At 69.3% G+C, this 19926-nt stretch carries 19 protein-coding genes and 2 pseudogenes; 7 read left to right on the forward strand and 14 right to left on the reverse strand.

Translation table 11 applies throughout. The annotated features are described in order from the left end of the window. Position 1: 1 nt before the first annotated feature. The 4 genes from GA0070624_RS26225 to GA0070624_RS26235 are packed head-to-tail and all read right to left on the reverse strand — an operon-like array spanning position 2 to position 2946. Complete coding sequence (locus GA0070624_RS26225; RefSeq protein ID WP_281181009.1) at positions 2-607, reverse strand: PfkB family carbohydrate kinase; 606 nt, start codon at positions 605-607, stop codon at positions 2-4. After that, positions 607-969, reverse strand: coding sequence for a PfkB family carbohydrate kinase (locus tag GA0070624_RS36505; protein WP_281181010.1), 363 nt, complete (start codon positions 967-969; stop codon positions 607-609). Before GA0070624_RS36505 ends, GA0070624_RS26225 begins: the two co-directional genes overlap by 1 nt. A 2-nt stretch (positions 970-971) precedes the next feature. Beyond that, positions 972-1937, reverse strand: a complete 966-nt coding sequence (locus GA0070624_RS26230) for a sugar phosphate isomerase/epimerase family protein (protein WP_091345596.1) — start codon at positions 1935-1937, stop codon at positions 972-974. 4 nt (positions 1938-1941) lie between these two features. Next, complete coding sequence (locus tag GA0070624_RS26235; protein ID WP_091345597.1) at positions 1942-2946, reverse strand: Gfo/Idh/MocA family protein; 1005 nt, start codon at positions 2944-2946, stop codon at positions 1942-1944. Positions 2947-3035: 89 nt separating this feature from the next. On the opposite strand from GA0070624_RS26235, the gene GA0070624_RS26240 reads away from it, so the two are divergent. Next, positions 3036-3845: a GntR family transcriptional regulator gene (locus tag GA0070624_RS26240; protein ID WP_218105308.1), complete on the forward strand. Its 810-nt coding sequence runs from the start codon at positions 3036-3038 to the stop codon at positions 3843-3845. Positions 3846-4036: 191 nt separating this feature from the next. Further along, entirely contained in the window at positions 4037-4234 is a 198-nt protein-coding gene (locus GA0070624_RS35035) for a hypothetical protein (RefSeq protein ID WP_176731885.1), read from the forward strand. 327 nt (positions 4235-4561) lie between these two features. On the opposite strand, the gene GA0070624_RS26250 is transcribed toward GA0070624_RS35035, so the two are convergent. The 4 genes and pseudogenes from GA0070624_RS26250 to GA0070624_RS36665 form a co-directional block, all read right to left on the reverse strand. After that, entirely contained in the window at positions 4562-5446 is an 885-nt protein-coding gene (locus GA0070624_RS26250) for a Gfo/Idh/MocA family protein (RefSeq protein WP_091345600.1), read from the reverse strand. Positions 5447-5531: 85 nt separating this feature from the next. Then, positions 5532-6686 (reverse strand): ROK family transcriptional regulator, encoded by a 1155-nt coding sequence (locus tag GA0070624_RS26255; protein WP_091345601.1) that lies wholly within the window; start codon positions 6684-6686, stop codon positions 5532-5534. 4 nt (positions 6687-6690) lie between these two features. Continuing rightward, a complete protein-coding gene (locus GA0070624_RS36070) occupies positions 6691-6891 on the reverse strand; it encodes an ABC transporter permease family protein (RefSeq protein WP_245719225.1) in 201 nt (66 codons plus the stop codon). Positions 6892-6934: 43 nt separating this feature from the next. Further along, positions 6935-7273 (reverse strand): annotated as a pseudogene (locus tag GA0070624_RS36665) (hypothetical protein); the annotation flags it as partial. Between the two features lie 137 nt (positions 7274-7410). Between GA0070624_RS36665 and GA0070624_RS26265 the strand changes: the two are divergent. From GA0070624_RS26265 to GA0070624_RS37005, 5 genes are all read left to right on the forward strand, one after another. Further along, a complete protein-coding gene (locus GA0070624_RS26265; RefSeq protein WP_091345602.1) occupies positions 7411-8463 on the forward strand; it encodes a zinc-dependent alcohol dehydrogenase in 1053 nt (350 codons plus the stop codon). Next, positions 8460-9278 (forward strand): sugar phosphate isomerase/epimerase family protein, encoded by an 819-nt coding sequence (locus GA0070624_RS26270; protein ID WP_091345603.1) that lies wholly within the window; start codon positions 8460-8462, stop codon positions 9276-9278. The genes GA0070624_RS26265 and GA0070624_RS26270 overlap by 4 nt, the downstream gene beginning before the upstream one ends. Beyond that, complete coding sequence (locus GA0070624_RS26275) at positions 9275-10600, forward strand: MGH1-like glycoside hydrolase domain-containing protein (protein WP_091345604.1); 1326 nt, start codon at positions 9275-9277, stop codon at positions 10598-10600. The genes GA0070624_RS26270 and GA0070624_RS26275 overlap by 4 nt, the downstream gene beginning before the upstream one ends. Continuing rightward, the gene (locus GA0070624_RS26280; protein ID WP_091345605.1) at positions 10597-12405 is read left to right on the forward strand and encodes an amylo-alpha-1,6-glucosidase; all 1809 of its coding nucleotides are present in this window, start codon (positions 10597-10599) and stop codon (positions 12403-12405) included. The genes GA0070624_RS26275 and GA0070624_RS26280 overlap by 4 nt, the downstream gene beginning before the upstream one ends. Before the next feature lie 279 nt (positions 12406-12684). Then, on the forward strand, positions 12685-12816 hold the full coding sequence (locus GA0070624_RS37005) for an NPCBM/NEW2 domain-containing protein (RefSeq protein ID WP_176731886.1): 132 nt from the start codon (positions 12685-12687) through the stop codon (positions 12814-12816). Positions 12817-12944: 128 nt separating this feature from the next. Here GA0070624_RS37005 and GA0070624_RS26290 read toward each other — a convergent pair whose 3' ends face one another. The 6 genes and pseudogenes from GA0070624_RS26290 to GA0070624_RS26315 form a co-directional block, all read right to left on the reverse strand. Then, positions 12945-13928: a glycine betaine ABC transporter substrate-binding protein gene (locus GA0070624_RS26290; protein WP_091345607.1), complete on the reverse strand. Its 984-nt coding sequence runs from the start codon at positions 13926-13928 to the stop codon at positions 12945-12947. 60 nt (positions 13929-13988) lie between these two features. Next, complete coding sequence (locus GA0070624_RS26295; RefSeq protein WP_091345608.1) at positions 13989-14771, reverse strand: ABC transporter permease; 783 nt, start codon at positions 14769-14771, stop codon at positions 13989-13991. Then, on the reverse strand, positions 14768-16009 hold the full coding sequence (locus GA0070624_RS26300; RefSeq protein WP_218105310.1) for a betaine/proline/choline family ABC transporter ATP-binding protein: 1242 nt from the start codon (positions 16007-16009) through the stop codon (positions 14768-14770). The genes GA0070624_RS26295 and GA0070624_RS26300 overlap by 4 nt, the downstream gene beginning before the upstream one ends. Beyond that, on the reverse strand, positions 16006-16758 hold the full coding sequence (locus GA0070624_RS26305) for an ABC transporter permease (RefSeq protein ID WP_091345609.1): 753 nt from the start codon (positions 16756-16758) through the stop codon (positions 16006-16008). Before GA0070624_RS26305 ends, GA0070624_RS26300 begins: the two co-directional genes overlap by 4 nt. Positions 16759-17199: 441 nt before the next feature. Beyond that, positions 17200-18109: pseudogene (locus tag GA0070624_RS37010) on the reverse strand (ISL3 family transposase); the annotation flags it as partial. A gap of 305 nt (positions 18110-18414) precedes the next feature. After that, on the reverse strand, positions 18415-19404 hold the full coding sequence (locus tag GA0070624_RS26315; protein WP_091345610.1) for a hypothetical protein: 990 nt from the start codon (positions 19402-19404) through the stop codon (positions 18415-18417). Between the last annotated feature and the right edge of the window lie 522 nt (positions 19405-19926).

Genomic DNA, 19926 nt, shown 5'->3' on the forward strand with positions numbered 1-19926 from the left:
ATCATCCCTCCTGTCCCGCGGTGGCGAGGACGGCCTCGACCTCGGCGGTGGTTGGCATGGCACTGGAGCACTCGAGTTTGGACGCGACGATCGCCCCGGCCACGTTGGCGAAGCGCAGGATGCGACCCAGCTCCCACCCGTTGAGCAGCCCGTGGACCAGCGCACCCCCGAAGGCGTCACCCGCGCCGAGGCCGTTGACCACCGTCACGGGGAACGGCCGCACTTCGACGCGCTCGTCGGCGGTCGCGGCCAGCACCCCCTTGGGTCCCTGCTTGACGATGGCGAGCTCCACCCCGCGCTCGAGCAGGGCGTCCGCCGCGCGCTGAGGTTCGGTCTCGCCGACCGCCACCTCGCACTCCTCGCGGTTGCCGACCGCGACGGTGACATGCTCCAGGGCCTTGGCGACCTGGTCGCCGGCCTCTACCGAGTGCGGCCAGAACATCGGCCGGTAGTCGAGGTCGAGGACGGTGTGCGACCGCCGGCCGCGGGCCTGCCACGCGGCGAAGTGCGCCGTGCGGGACGGCTCCTGCGACAGCCCGGTGACGGTGGCCCAGAAGACCCGGGCCGCGCGAATCGCATCGAGCGGGAGTCCCTCCGCCTGAATCATCAGGTCGGGGGCGGTCGGATAGCGGTAGAAGTACAGCGGGAAGTCGTCCGGGGGGAAGATCTCGCAGAAGGTGACCGGCGTCGGGGGCCATCGACCTCGGCGACGAACACGTCGTCGACGCCGCGTTCACGCAGCGACCGGCGGATGTAGCGACCGAACGGGTCGCGGCCGGTACGCGTGATGAGCGCCGTCCGGCGTCCGTACCGCGCCCCGGCCACGGCGACGTTGGTCGCGCTTCCGCCCAGAAACTTCTCGAAGCGCTTGACGTCCTCGAGGCCCACACCGTGGTCGAGCGGGTAGATGTCCACCCCGCACCGACCCATCGCCACCAGGTCGTACGTCGCGCCTGCTGCCGTCACCATCGTCAGGCCCCTGCCGCGCTCGGTCCCGCCACGGCCGGTTTGCCGGCCACGGCGAGCAGGTGCCCGATGCTCGCCCGTACGTCGGCCACCGGGCCCGGTCCCGCGGACCCGGTGGCCGGAGCGCCGGCCAGGATGCAGTCCTGCTCGAGGACGTACCACCCCGCGTACCCGCCGTCCTCAAGGGCCGTCACGATCGCCTTGACATCGACGTCACCCTGACCGAGCGGGACGTACATGCCACCGGCCACGGCTTCGGTGTAGGTCACCTCGCCGGACTGCACCCGCCGGGCCCAGTCGAGGCGGACGTCCTTGAGGTGGGTGTGGGCGATCCGCCCGGGGTGCTGCTGCGCCACCGCGACCGGATCGCCGCCGCCGATGAGCAGGTGTCCGGTATCGAGGCACAGGCCGATGCGGCTCCCGGCGAGCATCCGGGCGGTCTCCTCGCCGCTCTCGACCATCGTGCCGACGTGCGGGTGCAGCGTGGCCACGAGTCCGCGGGCGGATGCGGCCTCGGTGATGCGGTCAAGGTTGCCCAGCAGTGTCGACCAGCGGGACTCGTCGAGGACCGGACGCTCGTCGTAGCCCTCCTGACCGGTCGCAGCCGCGATGACCACCGTGGAGGCGCCGGCCGCGACCAGACCGGCCATCGCGCGTTCGACCTCGGGTAGCGGGTCGTGGCCCGGGTCGTGCAGGACGAGGGGGACGAACTGCCCCACCGCCTTCAGGCCGTACCCGGCCAGCGTCGCGGCCTTGGCCGAGGGGTCGTCAGGAAGGAAGTCCTCCGGTCCGAACTCGGTGGCGGCCAGACCGACTTCGCGCATCTGGCGCAGCACGACGGCGGGTTCCAGCTGATGGCCCCAGCCGGGGACCTCGCAGACTCCCCACGAGATGGGCGCCCCGGCGATGCGGTCGGCCACCGGGCTGCGGTCGGCGGCCGGCCCGGTGGGTTCGGCGCTGACAGCGGTCATGGCCTCAGACTCCCTTGATCTCGGAGAGTGCGACCGGGCGGCGCTCCACCCGGGACAGTTCGCAGGCCTCGGCGACACGGAAGGCCTCGAGGGCGTCGCGGACGGTGCAGGGCGAGGGTCGCTTGCCGCGGGCGACGTCCGCGAACGCGGTGAGCTCGGCCTGGTACGCCGGAAGGAAGCGCTCCATGAAGGACCACTTTCGGGGGCCCCGGGGAAAGTCGACCCCCTCCTCGGCGGACCCCATCGCCAGCGAGTGGTCCAGCCCGACCGCGATCGTGCCCTTCTCGCCAAACACCTCCATGCGCACGTCGTGTCCGGCGCCGTTGTAGCGGGTCGAGGAGACGAGGACCATCGTGCCATCGTCCAAGGTCAGCAGCGCGGCGCCGGTGTCCACGTCACCGGCCCCGGAGAAGAAGTCCGCCCCCTTGTTCGCACCCGTCGCGTAGACAGAGGTCACCTCCTGCCCCGTGACGAACCGGAGGATGTCGAAGTCGTGCACGTTGCAGTCGCGGAAGATCCCGCCCGAGGTCGGGATGTAGGACGCGTGCGGCGGGGACTGGTCGTGGGTGTTGGCCCGGATGGTGTGGATGAAACCCAGCTCGCCGGACTCCACCGCGCGCCGCGCGCGCTGGTAGCCGGCGTCGAAGCGTCGCTGGAAGCCGACGTGCACCGGCACCCCGGTGGCCGCGACGAGGCCGGTCAGCGCGATGGTCTCTTCGAGGGTGGCCGCGACGGGCTTCTCGCAGAAGGTCGGCACCCCGGCCGCGATCCCCTGCCACAGCAGCGGGGCGTGCCCGGGGGTGGCCGTCGCGATCACGAAACCGTCGACGCCCGAGGCGAGCAGCGCCTCGGAATCCGCGGCGACCTCGATACCGAACTCCTCGGCGAGGGCCCGGGCAGCCTCCACGTTGGTGTCGGTCACGACGAGTTCGTCGACGAAGTCGAGGCCTACCAGGGTCCGGGCATGGAAAGCGCCGATCCTTCCCACACCCGCGAGCCCGATGCGCATATGAATCATCCAATCCACGGCGTCGATGGCTGCGGTTCCCGCGGCTGGTTTCCGCCGCTGGCCGTGGGGTGTAGCGTGCCCGTACATCGATGTATCGTCAAGAGCTTGTTCTGACATCTTCACGTAACGTCATTCTGGCTTTTGGGAGTAGGGTGCCGGCCATGGTCATCCGAGTGGGCGTGACGATCGACCGGTCCTCCCCCGTGCCCCTGTACCACCAGCTCGCGGAGCAGCTCGGCACCGCGATCCGGTGTGGCCAGCTGCAGCCCGGCGATCCATTCGAGAACGAGATCGCCCTCGCCGAGCGACTCAACCTGTCACGGCCGACGGTGCGACGGGCCATCCAGGAACTGGTCAGCCAGGGCCTGCTGCTGCGCCGGCGCGGACTCGGCACCACGGTCGCCAACCGCAAGGTGCACCGGCGCGCCGAACTCACCAGCCTCTACGACGACCTCAAGCGCGACGCGGGCCGACCCACGACCATCGTTCTGCAGCATGAACTTGTGCGGGACCAGCGCGTGGCGGCGGCGCTCGATCTGCCCGCCGACGCCGAACTGCTCTCGATCGTCCGCGTGCGGTTCTCCGACAACCGCCCGCTGGCCATTTTGCGCAACTGGCTGCCATCGTCGTGCGCCGACATCACCCGGGAGCAGCTCCAGGCGCAGGGCCTGTACGCCCTCCTACGCGATCGTGGCGTGCGGCCGGTCGTCGCGCACCAGACGATCGGCGCACGCACCCCGACCGCGGCCGAACGGCGGCACCTGGGGCTGAAGCCGTCCGAGCCCGTGCTCACCATGACGCGCAGCGCGTTCGACTCGGCAGGCAACCCGGTGGAGTACGGCGACCACTGCTACCGAGCTCAGGACTACAGCATCGAGGTCATGATCGACGAGCGGTGACGCGGGACGACGCCCATGGCCGGGCCGACCGGCCGCCTGTACCGTGCCGGAACTCGCTGCGCCGGCCTGACCCGCGGCCTCGTTGATCGGGTCAGGGCGCTCGGTGGTACTCGTTGAGCACGCCGCCGAGGATTCGTTATTTGCCGAACGCTGGGTGAGCACAGTACGCCGCGAGTGCGAAGAACCTGGCCATGGACCTCGAGGACGCGGGCTGCCGGGCGAGGTTCCTGATCCGGGACCGGGACGGAAAGTTCCCGGAGCTGTTTGACGCCGTCCTCGCCGAGGCGGGGATCGAGGTTGTGCTCAGCGGCATTCAGATGCCCCGGATGAACTCCCCATGGAGCGGTGGATCCAGAGCTGCCGCCACGAGTTATTGGTCCGCATGTTGATCTGGGACCAGGCACACCTCCTGCACGCCCTGCACGAGTACGAGCGGCATCACAACGCCCACCGACGCCATCGGGGCATCTCGAACGCCCGACCACTCCACCCACTACCCGAACCGCTCACCGATCCAGACCAGATCACACCCCTCGACGTCCGCCGACGTGACCGCTTGGGCGGCATCCTGCACGAGTATGAACACGCCGCATGATCTGCACGGACGGGGTTTTCGGCACCCGCGCTGTCGAGGTCGGCTCTGTCGACGCCGTCATCCGCGCAGCCGAACCAGGCGCGGTCGGGAATACCGTGATGACCAAGCACGGTACACGCGCTCACCCGGTCATGCGGGCCGCCGCGGTCAGCAGTTCCTGGAGGAGCAACCCGCGGCGGATGTCGAGGGGGTGCGGCGTTTTCGTGCGGACGGCGGCGGCGAACTCGGCCCGTACGATCGGCCAGCACTCGGCGTGGTCCACCGTGGCGAAGTCGAGGCCCATCGCGCCGGTGCGCCCGAAGAGCTCGATGCCGGCGCGTGAGGACGGCAGGCCGACCGCGCCGGAGAGCGAAAGTTGGCTGACCGCCCCACCCTCGTGTTCGCAGGTCAACTCGACCCACCGTCGCGGGTCACCGCAAGCGCGCAGGTCGGTGATCCGGCCGAGTGCGGCGTCGGCGAGGTCGAGCAGGTGCGGGCCGAGGTCGTGCAGGGCGCCGTACGTCATCCGCCACCCGGTGGCGAACGGGCCACCGAGGAACGCGCCGTGCAGGTAGCTGGCGCGAGCGCCGATGGCCGGGAAGTCTCGCGCCGCGGCGAGGAACGCGCGGGTGCGGGGGTGGTAGCGCTTGGTCAGCACCAGCTGGCTGACCACGCCGGCGTTGCCGACGGCGTCGGCGAGTCGGCGGGCGTCGTCGAGGTCGAGTGCGAGTGGTTTCTCCAGCAACAGCGCTTTGCCGGCCTTTGCCGCGCGGATGCCGAGGGCGGCCTGGACGTCGGGCGGCACGGCGAACGCGACCGCCTCGCAGCGGTCGAGCAGTTCCTCGTAGGAGCTGGCGGCGGTCGTGCCGAGTGTGGCGGCGAGCTCGGCCGCCGCTTCCGGCCGGCGCGCCCACACGGCGGTCAGCCGAGTCTCGGGCCCGGCGGCGAGTACGGGCCCATGCATGGTCGCTGCCCAGGGCCCCGCCCCCACCAGCCCAACCGTGACCGGGTCTACGTTCGGGGTCATATCGCGTCCCACGGCTCACTCTCCAGGTCGGTGCGGTACGCCCGCCGGGCCGGGGTGCGGCGACGCGGCGTAGCGGGTGGGGTGATCAGGCTAGGGCGGCGTCGACGGTCTCGGGGGCGTACACCTGCTCGATGACCATCGCGTGCGCACCGGCCAACACCGCGCGGTCGCCGAGCTGACTGGTCGTGACCTCGAGGCGGCGGGTCGAGCGGGGCAAGGCGCTCTGGTACAGCATCTCGCGCACCCCGGTCACGAAATGCAGTTCGGCCAGGTCGCCCGCGATGACCAGCACACCCGGGTTGAGCAGGCAGACCACGGTCGCGAGCACCTCGCCGACCAGCTTGCCCGCCGTGCGGGCCAGGTGAACCGCCTCCGTGTGACCAGAGCGGATCCGCTCGACCAGTTCAGCTCCGGAGGAGGTGGGCGTACCGGAAGCGGTGAGGTGCTGGGCCAGCGCGAGACCGCTGGCCACCGCCGCCAGGCATCCGTAGAGACCGCATTGGCAGCGGGCCTGCGGATAGTCGTGTAGCCGGATGTGGCCGATGTCGCCGGCACCGCCGTCGATGCCGCGGTAGACCTGGCCGTCGACGATGACGCCCGCGCCGATTCCGGTGGCAACCTTGACCAGCACCAGCGTCGGGCAGTCGGGGTAATGCAGCGTCTGCTCGCCCAGCGCCATGAGGTTGGCGTCGTTGTCGACGTACACCGGCCGGTTCCAGGTGGTGCGCAGTCGCTCGGCGATCGGGTAGCCGTCCCAGCCCGGCATGATCGGTGGTTGGGTCACCATGCCGGCCTCGAATTCGACCGGGCCGGGCACGCCGACACCAATCCCTCGCACCTGGGTGGGCTCGCAGCCGGCCTTCGGAAGCAGCCGGGCGAAGGCGGCGTCGACCCAGCCCAGCACCGCCTCCGGGCCTACGCCGATCTTGATCAGCTCATGTTCCTCGGCGAGCAGCTGCCCGTTGAGGTTGAGCACGGCGGCCCAGGCGTGGTTGGCGCCGAGGTCGGCCACCATCACCACGCCGTGGCCGGTGTCGAGTTCCAGCAGTTCCGCTGGCCGGCCGCCGGTGGATCCTTCCACGCCGGAGGCGCGCAGGTAACCGGCGGCCCGCAGCGCGTCGATCCGCTGCGTGACTGTCGAGCGGGACAGCCCGGTGTAGGTCTGGAGTTCCGCACGGGTGCGGGCACGGCCCGTCCGGACCAGCCACAGCAGGTGGCCGGCGGAACTCTGGTTGCCCACCGGCCTAGCCCTTATCGGCACCAGCAGTCAGTCCCTCCGTCAGCAGACGCTCGGCGGCGAAGAAGATGATCACGATCGGCAGTGTGAGGACGACCGACCCGGCCATCAACACCGTCTTGCTCACCTCGATGCCACCCGAAAGCTGAGTGAGTCCTAGTGAGACCGTCCAGTCCGCCCGGTCCTCGACCAGGAAGAGCAGAAGCAAACAGGAACTCGTTCCAAGCTATCATGAACACATACCGGGCATTGGCCATCACCGCTGGCGCGACCAAGGGCAACACCACCTTGCGAATGGTCTGCAATCGGGTGTAGCCGTCGACGGCAGCGGCCTCCTCGAGACTCTCTCCGGGATCGTCGACAGGTAGTGCCGCAACCGTGGTGTCGAGGAGTTGGTTCGAGGCCATCTGCGCCACGGACGCCAGCGGCAGCGCACCGACCACGTCGGGCAGAGTGCCGGCATCTTCGGCGCCACACCCGGCCAGCGCCGGCACGGCGAGTAGGCCCGCCGCTACGCCGCCCACGAGCCACCGACGGCTCGAGCGTCCTTGCTCTTCACGAAACACCCTCCGTGTTGGGTTGATGACCATGCACTACGAACGCGCGCTGCGGCCAGGATTTCAGCAAACCTTATACTTGATTGCAACACATAAGTCGGTAGCATCTTGCTCCTAACGGCCGCGTTAACGGCGCGCATCCCTACCCAACCTTGGGGTGAAAAGCAAGAGTGTCCCAAATAGTCCAGTTCACCTCGCCGCGTCACGTCGATGTGATCGAGCAGCCCAGCGTCGAACTCAAACCTGGCCACATCAGGGTTCGCACCAGCTTCTCCGGCATTTCCGCCGGCACCGAACTGACGGCCTACCGGGGCACCAACCCGTACCTGAACAGGACCTGGGACCCCGCCCTACGGCTGTTCGTCGAGGGGACGGGCCTCAGCTACCCGATCGCCGGGCTCGGCTACTCGGAGGTCGGTGAAGTCGTCGAGGTCGCACCCGACGTCGCCGCCGACGACGATCCGGCGATCCCGGCGGTCGGCCAGCAGGTCTGGGGCATCTGGGGACATCGCGGCGAGGCCGTGCTGCCGGTCGACCGGCTGCGCGGCTGCGCCCTGCCCGATGGTCTCGACCCGGTCGCCGCGACATTCGCCCGCGTCGGCGCGGTGGCGCTCAACGCCGTGCTCGCCGCCGACATCCATCTCGGTGAGATGGTCGCCGTCTTCGGTCAAGGCGTGCTCGGCCTGCTCACCACCCGGCTGGTCCAGCTGAGCGGCGCCACCGCGCTCGCCGTCGACACCGTACCGTCGCGGCTCGACAAGGCACGCGAGTACGGTGCCGCAGCCACCATCAATGCCGTCACCGAAGACGTCGCGCGGCAGCTGCGCCAGCTCACCGAGGGCCGCGGCGCCGACGTCGCGATCGAGATCAGCGGCTCCTACCGCGCACTGCACGACGCGATCCGCTCCGTCACCGTCGACGGCCGGGTCGTCTCCTCCGGCTTCTATCAGGGCGACGGAGTCGGCCTGCGGCTCGGCGACGAGTTCCACCACAACCGGGTGCGACTCGTGTCCTCCCAGATCGGCGGCGTGCCGCCGGCACTCGCCGGCCGGTGGGACCAAGCCCGCCTCAACCACACGTTCCTCCAGCTCGCCCTCGACCGCAAGGTCGACCCGGTCGGGCTGGTCACCCATGTCATTCCGGTGGAAGAGGCGGCGGAAGCCTTCGACATGCTCGACCGCCGGCCCGAAGAGGCACTTCAGGTGGTGTTGAAGTTCTCATGATCAAGGTTTCCTGCCAGGAACAGCTGTTGCCCGGCGCGACGCTCCAGGACAAGTGGGAGTTCGCCCAGCGGGCGGGCTACGACGCGATCGAAGTGCGGGGCCGCGGCGACTTCGCCTTCCGCGACCGGCTGCCCGAGCTCCGCCGCGCCGCCCGCGACGGGGTGCCGATGCCATCGGTGTGCGTGGAGATGCTGCACTTCTTCGGCGCGTTCGACCCGGACCTGCGCCGCGACGCGATCGCGCAGATGAAGTCCCAGCTGTCGGTCATCGCGGAGATCGGTGGGCCCGGTGCGGTCGCGTGCACGCCGGCCTCGTACGGCATGTTCTCCCGCCGGCTGCCCCCGTTCGAACCGCCCCGCAGCGAGCCGGACGACCGCGCGGTGCTCATCGAGGGTCTCACCGAACTGGGCGAGCATGCCGCGCGGGAGGGAGTGGTGCTCGCCCTCGAACCGCTCAACCGCTACGAGGACCACATGGTCAACCGGCTTGAGCAGGCGGTCGAGCTGATCACCGCGGTCGGACTCTCCTCGGTCAAGGTGCTCGCCGACACATACCACATGAACATCGAGGAGGACGAGCCCACCACCGCCCTGGTACTGGCCGCCAGGCACCTCGGGCACGTCCAGGTCAGCGACTCCAACCGCTTCCACCCCGGCGCCGGTCACCTGGACTGGGCGGCACTGCTCGGCACCCTGGACGCGATCGGCTACGACGGTCACCTCGCCGTCGAGTGCCGGCTGCGCGGAGAGCCCATCGCGGCCGTCGCCGGCATCCCCGGCTTCCTGCGCCGCCACATGGTGGGCGTCGCCGCATGACCATCGCACCCACCATCGCGGTGGACACCCGCCCCGCGGCGTCCGACCACCGTAACCTCGACCGGGCCGCCCGGCGGGTACTGGTGACGAACTGGCGGGCGCGCGCCACCGTGCCGGCCACCAAGCTGTACCCGCACCAGTGGAGCTGGGACTCGGCGTTCATCGCGATCGGGCTGCGCCACCTATCCCCCACCCGCGCACAGCGGGAACTCGAGTCGTTGTTCGGCGCCCAGTGGCACGACGGCCGGGTACCGCACATCGTCTTCGATCCGGACGTTCCGGGGGACGCGTACTTCCCCGGACCCGGGTTCTGGCGCTCGGGATCCGCGAACGCGGCGGCCGTGCCCACCTCCGGGATCGTGCAACCGCCCGCGCATGCCCTCGCGACCTGGGCCACGTACCGCGCCGACCCGGCCGTCGCGCACGTCCGCGGTTTCCTGCCGCGGATGTACCCGCGACTCGCCCACTGGCACCACTACCTGCTCACCCGACGCGACCTGGGTGGCGCGGGTCTCGCCTCGATCGTGCACCCGTGGGAGTCCGGGATGGACAACAGTCCGGCGTGGGACGCGCCGCTGTCGCGGATCGAGCCGGCGCCGCCCGGCTCGTTCACCCGGCGCGACCTGGCCCATGCGCCGGCGGCCGAACGGCCGACCGACCTCGACTACGGCCGCTACATCAGGCTGGCGAGCGACTACCGCGATGCCGGGTACGCCGACTCGCCGTCAATGCACGCTTTCGCGATCGAAGACCCGCTGTACAACGCGTTGCTGATCGCAGGCGAACACGCGCTCGCCGACATCGCCGCGGCGATCGGTCGCGACCCGGCACCACACCTCGCGACGGCCGCCCGGCTCACCGCCGCCCTGGTGTCCCGGCTGTACGACCCGGCCGCGAACATGTTCTTCCCCCGCAACGTAAACACCGGCGAGCTCGTCCGCTCCTGGTCGATCACCGGCCTGATGCCGATGATCGTGCCGGGGCTGCCGGTGGCCCGGGAACTCGTCGACACCGCGCTGGGCAACCGCTTCCGGCTCCGCGAGGCGTGCCCGCTGCCCTCCTACGACCTGACCGCGCCCGACCACGTCCCGGGCCAGTACTGGAGGGGACCGGGCTGGGTCAACACCAGCTGGCTGTTCTGGCACGGGCTGCGCCTGCACGGCGAGACGGCACTGGCCGACGACCTGCGCGACCGGCTCCTGCACCGGGTGCTCGAGACCGGGTTCCGCGAGTACGTCGACCCACTGACCGGCACCGGACACGGCAGCGACGGATTCAGTTGGACGGCCGCGCTGACCCTCGACCTCATCCGCGCCGCATGACCCCCTCCGTCATGGTGGCGGGGTCGACCTGTCTGCTGACCTCCGCACCCGGCGCCGACCTGGGAGAAGACGAGCTCGACGGGCTGTTCGTCGACGACTGTCGGCACCTGTCGACGCTGGCACTGCGAGTGCACGGGCGGCCACTGCGGACGCTGCGGTCCTCCGGCACCACGTCGGTGGCCATCCCGGACACCCCGCGCGGATCCAATCCGCCGTTCGCCGTGCACCGACAGCGCGAGGTGACGGCCGGCCGGCTGGTCGAGACACTGACACTGCAGTCGTACGTCAACGAGCCGCAGACCGTACGCCTGGGATACCACCTCGCCACCGACTTCGCCGACCAGTTCGAGCTGCGCTCCGACCGGGTCTTCGACAAGTCGGACGCGGTCCGGACCACCACGCTCGACGGCGACGGCCTGATCCTCGCCTACGAGCGGCGCGGCTTCCGGCGCAGCACCACGGTGACTGCGGCGCCGGCGGCCCGGCTGACCACCGACAGCGCGGAGTGGACGCTGACACTCGCGCCGCACGGCTCGGCGTCCGTCAGCCTGACCGTGGACGCCGGACGGCCCGCGCCGTCCATGGAGGCATCCCCGCCGATGCCGCACGTCGCACGTGACGACCTGGCCCGTTGCGTCCGGCGCGGCCTCGCGGACCTCGACGCCCTCCGCGTCAAGGTGCCCGGGCTGCCGACCGGCGCCCATGTGCCCGCCGCCGGCGCGCCCTGGTTCCTCACCGTCTTCGGCCGCGACAGCCTCATCTCGTCGCTGTTCGCACTGCCGTACCGCCCGGAACTCGCCGCCGGCACACTACGCGCGCTCGGCGCATTCCTCGGCGGCCGCAATGATCCGGCCCGCGTCGAGGAACCCGGCAAAGTGGTGCACGAGCTGCGCTTCGGCGAGCTGGCGACGCTTGGCGAGGTTCCGTACGGTCGCTATTACGGCACCGTCGACGCGACCCCGTTGTTCCTGGCGCTGCTGGCCGCGTACCACGAGCTGACCGGCGACGACGTCCTCGCCAAGGCCCTCGAAGGCCCGGCGCGGGCCGCCGCCGGCTGGGTGTGCAGGCAGCTCGACGCTCGCGGCTACCTGACCTACCGCACCGACGGGCCGGGCCTCGTGCATCAGTGCTGGAAGGACTCGGCCGACTCGATCGTCTTTCGGGACGGCACACCGGCGGCCGGGCCGATCGCGGTGTCCGAGGCCCAGGCGTACGCCTACCGCGGCCTGCTCGGCACCGCCCGGATCGCCGAGCAGGTGTGGGGCGACGCCTCCTGGGCAGGGGAGTTAACCGCCCGCGCCCACGCGTTGCAGACGCGGTTCGCGGCCGATTTTCGTCTGCCCGACGGATTCGTGGCACTGGCCCTGGACGGCTCCGGCCGGGCGGTCGACGCCCTCGCCTCCAACGCCGGACATGTGCTGTGGTCGAGCATCATCGCCGACGACTGGGCCACCGCCGTCGGGCGGCGGCTGGCACAGGACGACTTCTTCTCGGGCTGGGGCGTACGCACGCTCGCCGAGGGTCAGGCGCCGTACCACCCCTTGTCCTACCACCGCGGCGGCGTATGGCCCCACGACACCGCATTCGCGGTGGCCGGCCTGGTCGCCGCCGGCCGGCGGGACGACGCGGCACGCATCGCAGAGGGACTGCTCGCCGCGGCCGCCTACTACGACGATCGGCTCCCGGAGGTGCTCACCGGGTTACCCCGCATCGCGAACGACGGTCCTGTGCCGTACCCGCATTCCTGCTCGCCGCAAGCCTGGGCGGCGGCATCGCCGTTGGCCCTGCTGACCGCGCTCGGGTGACACCGACCGATGGGCCGTCTGCTGCTGGTTACACCGTCGGGGGCGTCTCCTGGCTGCATCACCCAGCCTCGCTTACTTCCTGGCCCTGGTCCTCTCGACGGCGTGCAGAGCGGCTCCCAACTTGTCAGCATGAAGCGGCCGGCGGCATCGGGGATCACGTCGAGCAAATGGCGCTGGCCGAGTGCATCTGCCTATCGGCCCTGAGTAGCGGAATTCAGGCCGCGCCGAACCCGGTTGCGAGATCTTCTAGCACGAATCGAACCTTCAAGGCATCATCTTGTGTGCGCCGACCGGGGAACCGACGTCGGCGGCGACCAACTCGTGCTAGGGGTCACCGACGCCGGCAACACAAACAACAGCGACCACGGCGACTGGGCCGACGCCAAGCTCATCCGCCTCCCGGGGAGCTGACGAGCGCCGCGGGCGGGGAGCCCACCTCGGTCACATGCCCCAGGCCTCCGACCGGAGCATTGACGTGGACAGGGACGACCGCGGGAGGTTCCCCGGGTGCGGGGAGCCTCCCGCGGTCGCGCGGGACGTCAGGCGATGAAGCCCTCTTCCTTCAACCAGTCCGCGGCGACCTGCGCCACCGGTTCGCCCTTGACGTCGACGCGCTCGTTGAGCTTGCGGATGGTCTCGTCGTCGAGCTTGGCGGTAATCGGCTCAAGGATGTTGGTCAGGTTCGGGTACTTGGCGGCGGTTGCGCCGTTGACCGTCAGCGCCGGGTTGTAGATGGGGAAGAACTTCTTGTCGTCCTCCAGCACCACCAGGTCGAGGTTGCTGATCCGGCCGTCGGTGGTGAACACTTCACCGAAATTGCAGGACTCGCCCTTCTTCGTCTCGGTGTAGACGACTCCCGTGTCGACGGTCCTGATGTTGGACTTCGGCACGTTCATGGCGTACGTCTTGGTCATGCCGGGCCACCCGTCGTTCCGCCCGGCGAACTCGCTCTCCAGGCAGAAGGTCGCGTCGGTCGGCTTGCTCTTGGCGAACGCGGCGAGGTCGGACAGGGTACGAAGGTTCCACTCCTTGGCCTTCTCCGCACGCACCGCCATCGCGTAGGTGTTGTTGGCCGGTGCGATGGCACCCCAGACGACCTGGTTCTTCTCCTTGTCCTCCTTGACCACTGCGTCGTACTGCTGCCGGGAGTCGGGGACCGGGTCGGTGTGGTTCAGGTAGGTGATCCAGGCGGTTCCGGTGTACTCCCAGTACACGTCGACCTCTCCGGCGAGCAGACCCTTGCGGACGTTGACCGACCCCTTGATGTTGGTCTTGTCAATCACGTTCGCGCCTGCCGCCTTGAGCGCCAGCATGGTGATGTGGCCGAAGACGATGTTCTCGGTGAAGTCCTTGGAGCCGACAACGATCGTCTGGCCGACGAGGGCGTCGTCCTTCTTGATCGACCCCGCTCCGACCGCCACCTCCGCACCCGAGTCCTCGGTGGTGACCGAGCAACCGGTCAGTGCCATGGCGATGAGTGCGGTACCGGCGGCCAGCCGGGAAAGGGGTGTGCGGGTACGCATTGATGACCTCCACGACGCACGGGCGCCGGTTGGGAAAAGGGGATGTGGATGATCTGTGGATCAGTCGAGCCCGGGCGGCCGGAGCAGGTCGGCGATCACACCGCCGAGCCAGTCCAGCGTCAGGGCGAGGGTGGCGGTGAGCACCGCACCGGTGACCAGGACGGGATCACGCTGAAGCTTGATCCCGGTCACGATCAATCCGCCGAGACCGCCCGCATCGATGAAGGTGGCGAGCGTGGCGACCCCGACTGCGAGCACCAGCGCCGTGCGCACGCCGGCGAGAATCACCGGTACCGCGAGCGGCAGCTCGACCCGGAGCAGGACCGCGAGCGGGGACATGCCGATGCCCCGGCCCGCTTCGATCATATGCCGGTCGACCTGGTTGATTCCGGCGATCGTGTTACGCAGCACGGGCAACACCGCATAGGCCACGAGCCCGATGAGTGCGGTGCCGGCGCCGATGCCCAACCAGATACTGAGCAGTACCAGCACCCCGATGGCCGGCATCGCCTGGCCGATGTTGGCCAGAGCCGTGACGAACGGTGCCAGCCAGCGCAGTGCCGGGCGGGTGAGCAGGACGCCGGCGCTGACCGCGATCGTCACCACCAGCAGCGTGGTCATCGCGGAGATCGAGATGTGCTGGCCGGTCACCTGAAGCAGGTACCCGGCATTGAGCGAGCGCCGCTCGATGTCGTCCAGGGCAAGCGAGCGCACCCAGAGGTAGGTGGCGAGCAGCGTTGCCGCGAGGACCAGCGGCATGGTCGCGTGCCGGCGCAGCAGGCCCCGCCACCGCGAGGGTGGGGCGTCCGCGACCTGACCGGAGGCGACGGTGTCGACGCTCATGGCGTCTCCCCATCCGCCGCCGACCGGGTGCCACGGCGCTGCACGGGCATCGCATCGGCTCTCGGCCCGTCCGCCGGCTTCGGGGCCTCTGCCACCGGCCGATCGCGGAGCCGCTCGCTCTCGCGCATCTCACCGATCGCCCGCATCAGCCGGTCGATGGACAGGGTGCCGCGGTACCGGCCCGCGTCGTCGACCACCACCGCTGCACCACTGCTGCTGCTCAGCATCGCGTCGAGCGCGTCGTGCAGCGTGGCACGAGGCTCCACCACGGTCGCGGGTCCGCCGGTCCCCCGCAGGTTGTCCTGATTCGGATCCAGGTCCCGGGCGGTGATCCAGTGCAGCGGGCGCCGTTCGCTGTCCACGCTCAGTACGGCCCACTCGCCGGTCTCGTCCAGCCGGCGCAGCGCCGACGTCGGCGAGTCGTCCAAGTGGACCAACTCGGCCTCGTCCCATTCGACCGCGTCGACCCGGCGAAGGTTGAGCTGTTTGAGTGAGGCGCCCGCACCGATGAACTGGGCCACCGTCTTGTCCGCGGGATTGCTCAGTAGCCGCTCCGGGGTGTCGAACTGCCGGATGCTCGATCGATCCCCGAGCACCGCGATGCGGCTGCCCATCTTGATCGCCTCGTCGAAGTCGTGGGTGACGAAGACGATGGTCTTCTGCAGCTTCTCCTGCAGCCTGAGGAACTCGTTTTGCAGCCGGTCCCGGGTCAACGGATCCGTGGCGCCGAACGGCTCGTCCATCAGCATCACCGGCGGATCGGCAGCGAGCGCGCGGGCAACCCCGACGCGCTGTTGCTGGCCGCCGGAGAGCTGCCGTGGCAGGCGGTGCCGGTACTGGCCGGGCTCCAACCCGACCAGGTGCAGCAGCTCGTCGACCCGGGCGTCGATCCGCTTGCGGTCCCAACCAAGCATCTTCGGCACCAACCCGACGTTGGTCGCCACGCTCATGTGAGGGAAGAGCCCCACCTGCTGGATGACATAGCCGATACGCCGGCGCAGCTCGGTCGGGTCGAGCGAGGTGACGTCTGATCCGTCCACCATGATCCGCCCAGAGGTGGGCTCGATCAATCGATTGATCATTTTCATGGTGGTGGTCTTGCCGCAGCCGGATGGGCCGACCAGCACGACTATCTCGCCCCGCCGGATGGTCATCGACACGTCCTCGACGGCCGGGGTCTTCTGTCCCCGGTAGAGCTTGCTGACCTGTTGCAGTTCGATCATCACGTCAGCGGTCATCGTTGACCTCCCTGGGTGGTGGACGGAGCCGGGAGGGACGGTGCGCCGGCCAGCGTCGTGACGGAGTCCGGCTGCTCGGCGGGGGACGGCGCGGTTGACCGAGAGAGGGCAGACCGGCGGCCCCGGGTCAGCACACCGAGCAGGCCCAGGCAGAGGTCCAGGACGAGGGCGAGGACGACCACTCCGAGGGTGCCGATTAGGGCCTGGTTCAGCGAGTTGACGCCGCCGAGGTTGGCCAGGCCCGAGAAGATCTGGTTACCCAGGCCCGGGCCGCCGACGTACGCGGCGATCGCCGCGATGCCCATCGTCATCTGGGTGGAGACGCGGATACCCGCCAGGATGACCGGCCATGCCAGCGGTATCTCGACCGTGCACAGCATCCGCACCCAGCTCATCCCGATGCCGCGAGCCGCTTCGGTCAGCGCGGGGTCGATCTCGGTCAGTCCCACCACCGTGTTACGGGTGATCGGCAACAGGGCGTACAGGGTCAGCGCGACCAGCGCGGGAAGGTACCCCAAGCCCAGCGGTGTGATCAACAGGCCGAGCAACGCGAACGAAGGAATGGTCAGCACAGCTGCGGCGATCGCGACGGCGATTCCCCGGGCGCGACGGTGGCGGTAGGTGAGAACGGCGATGGACATGCCGATGAGCGTCGCCAGCGCTACCGCCATCAGCACGATCGTGGCGTGCTCAATTGTCTGGGCGACCAGCAGGTCGCGGCGGCTCTCCAGATATTCGAAGAAGGTCATCTGACACGTCCTCTCGGCGGCTGGCAGGCCGCGGGCCAGATGTGGCCGCGGCGGTGCGGGACCTGCCATGGCCAGTTGGCCATCACATTTCGGGCGTAGGCGTTCGGCAATGGCCCTCCGTGTGGGACGTGGAGTGGTTGGAGTAAGAGGTAGGAAGTTCAGACGGGAGCGCCGAGCGAGACGGGGTCGGGGCCCACCGCTTCGTCCATCTCCTCCTTCCGGGCAGAAACTTCTGCCCAGGCGATCATTGTGGGTGTGTCACGGTACGTCATGTGCCCCGCGTCAGTTCGGCCGGCCCGGGACCGGAGCCCGAGATGTCCTCTGATGTTCCGCGAGGAACCGCCGGACAGGCTTGCCCGCCGGCCGGATACGGCGCGGAAGTCGCAGGTCGAACGGCAGGGTCGGCTAGCGATCTTTGGTCGCTAGCCCCGCTGCCCCGCCGTGCTCGGCGCGCATCCGGGCGGCGGAGCGGGTCAGCCGATTGCGGAGCTCCCACTCGCGGTTGCCTTTGCGTCCGCGCCGGCCGCGGACCTGCACGGTGACTCGGCGGCGGACCTCGGTAACGGTGGCGTTGGCCAACTGGACGAGGTGGAAGTGGTCGACGACGAGTTGGGCGTGAGGCAGTACTCGCTCGACCGCGGACTTGAAGATCGTGCACATGTCGATCGCGACGTAGCGCACCTGATCACGCCAGGCCGGCGGGCGCGCCAGGAGCCAGTCGACCACGACCTGGGCGTTGCGGCCCTCGACCTGACCGAGCAGCCCTTGCCCACCCGACAGATCGCAGAACCCGACGTGCCAGCGGTCGACGGTGCTCTGCCAGGCGCCGATGGCCTCGTCGAACACGAACTTCGGCCTGCCCCGGCGGATTTCATCGATGCCCAACACCTCGACAGGTTGTGGCTGCTCAGGCAGCACCGCAGCCGCATGCGCCGCGAACGGCGGCGACCAGCGGCCAGGACACCTCATGATCCCGCGCAGACTGCACCACCGTGCGGCCACCGTCGGCGACCGCGGCACCGGCCGCCGCCCGCAACCGTGCGGTCAACCGCTTGCGGGCCGGCACAGCCGCCACCGCCTCGGTGAACGACCCGCGCCCACAGGCGGGCTCATCACAACGCCAGCGACGCTTGCACCACCGCAGACTCGGCCGCCGCCCTCCCACGGCCAGGTCACGCGGCCGGGTCACCCGCTGGCCCTTCGACCTGCGCGCCGGTGTCCCGCACTCCGGGCATTGCCGTGCCTGCTCATCCGCGGTGATCACGTCCACCACCGGACCGTGCGGCCCGTCAGCGACTCCGACGACCGCCAGACCGGCAAGGCCCAACAGCCGGCTCGTATCCTCAACCATGCCCGTGGCTCTACTGTTGTGATCAGGTTGCCTCGACAACAAGATGATCACCAAGAGCCTCGGGCTCCCCTCACACCAGGTCCACTCCGGACAGACCTACGGCATCAGCCGACCCCCATCAACTTCGTTGAGCCCCTCTTCCCCGGGAGGTGCGGCCCGGGAAAGATGATGGTAGTTGCAGGTCAAGTTGTTGATCCACTCTACCGCCAGGTTCGGTCGCCACTGGGATGGCCGCCCCGCACGAGCAGGTAGGTGCGCAGGTGGCTGGATGGTTACCGGCAGCAACTACCGTTAGGGGGGACTAGCTAGTCAGCTTCGTTCTGACCCCTACCGAGATTGCGCATCCTTGCCCTTAGCGCCTCAGACTCGGCACGTCGCGCTTCATGCCACCGCACTACCAGCTGCGTCGCCACCTCCACGGCGGGCGACGGCCGTCTACTTGCCTTTTCCTGCCTCCGGCGGGTCTGCTCGAGAACCTCACGTGCCCAGGCATTCGCCGCCGCCCAACCCTCGGGATCTCGCTGCCTAGCCTCGTCCCGTCGGTGCTGGAAGAACGCCTTGGCCTGCTCCTGGCGCAGTCGGTCACCGAACGGATCGTCCCCAGTGAGTTCGGCCCTGAGTCGAACCAGTTCCTCAAGATCCGCCAGTTTGCGTTCGATCATCCCGTTCACCCGGTGGAGCGCGGCAGCGGGAGTTCGCCCTTCAGACGAATGTTCGATTTCATCGGACATGAGCGGACTATAAGCCTGTCGACGGCGGGTCGCGCTTCTCAACTTTGAAAGATGGTGCGTAGGTTTTCCGTCCGCCGAGTGCTGTTGGATTGGAGCGTCCCGCTCAACGCTTCGGCCGACCTGGCCGTTGAACCACTCGCCAAGGAGCCCACTCGCTGCAATGTCGAGGGCGCTCCTGCCTCGGTCGTAGTCCCAACCGGCACCCTGCGCGGGCGGCGTGCCGCCCGTTAGCGCGGCGAGCCTGATGAGGGCAACCTGGACCAGCTTGCGGCGGCTTGCGTCCATCGGCCAGGTGAAAACTGTCGGGCTGGACGCCGTCGCCAGAACGGCCGACAGGCCGCAGCCGGCCGATTCCCAGAGGCTGTGCCCGGCGTGCCGCAGCTGAGCAAACTGCTCGGCCCAAGCCTGCTCGTCCCCGATCCGCTTCCGAACGTTTGCTGCTTCGCCGATGTACAGTACGTAGGCATCGGGGGACTCCCCGTCAGCCCAGACATAAACCCCCGTTCCCTCCGTCGCCGGAACACCAGCCGCACCGAGAGCCATCTCCACCAGTGCGAGCCGCATGCTCCACTCTCCTCCGCCAGGTGCTTTGGCCTGAGGGTGGCAGGTGGCTCTGACAAGAACCGCGCGTACGTCGCAACGAGGTCGACTCTTTCAGTGGTGGCCGCCTTGGTGGAGCCCCCGCCGGCATCAGCGCGCCAACAGCCACAGGGTGCCTTAATCGGCGCTGGACCTCAAGACGTCTGGCGGAGGCAAGCTGACACGGCCGCCCTATCACTGCAGCAGGGTCCAGGGCGGTGTGCGGCTGTCATGAGGACAGGTCGCGTAAGGCCCTCAGCACATGGCGGTGGGTCTTCGTGGTGCAAGTGCCGAGCGGTAGAACCCACCATAGATGGGGACGCAGCGATCCGACGCCTACCGCTTCCTCATCCGCGATGGGGGACGCCATCGAACCCCGACCAGTCGCTCCGAGGCGAATGCCCCGAAATCGCCCATGTTGGAGCTCACGGCTGACCCACTGATCGTTCCCATCGCGCCCGACTCGGGAACTCGGCAAAAGCCGACGCCGGCGGCAGCCAAGGGCGA

The sequence above is a fragment of the Micromonospora rhizosphaerae genome (assembly GCF_900091465.1).
Taxonomy (GTDB): Bacteria; Actinomycetota; Actinomycetes; order Mycobacteriales; family Micromonosporaceae; genus Micromonospora; species Micromonospora rhizosphaerae.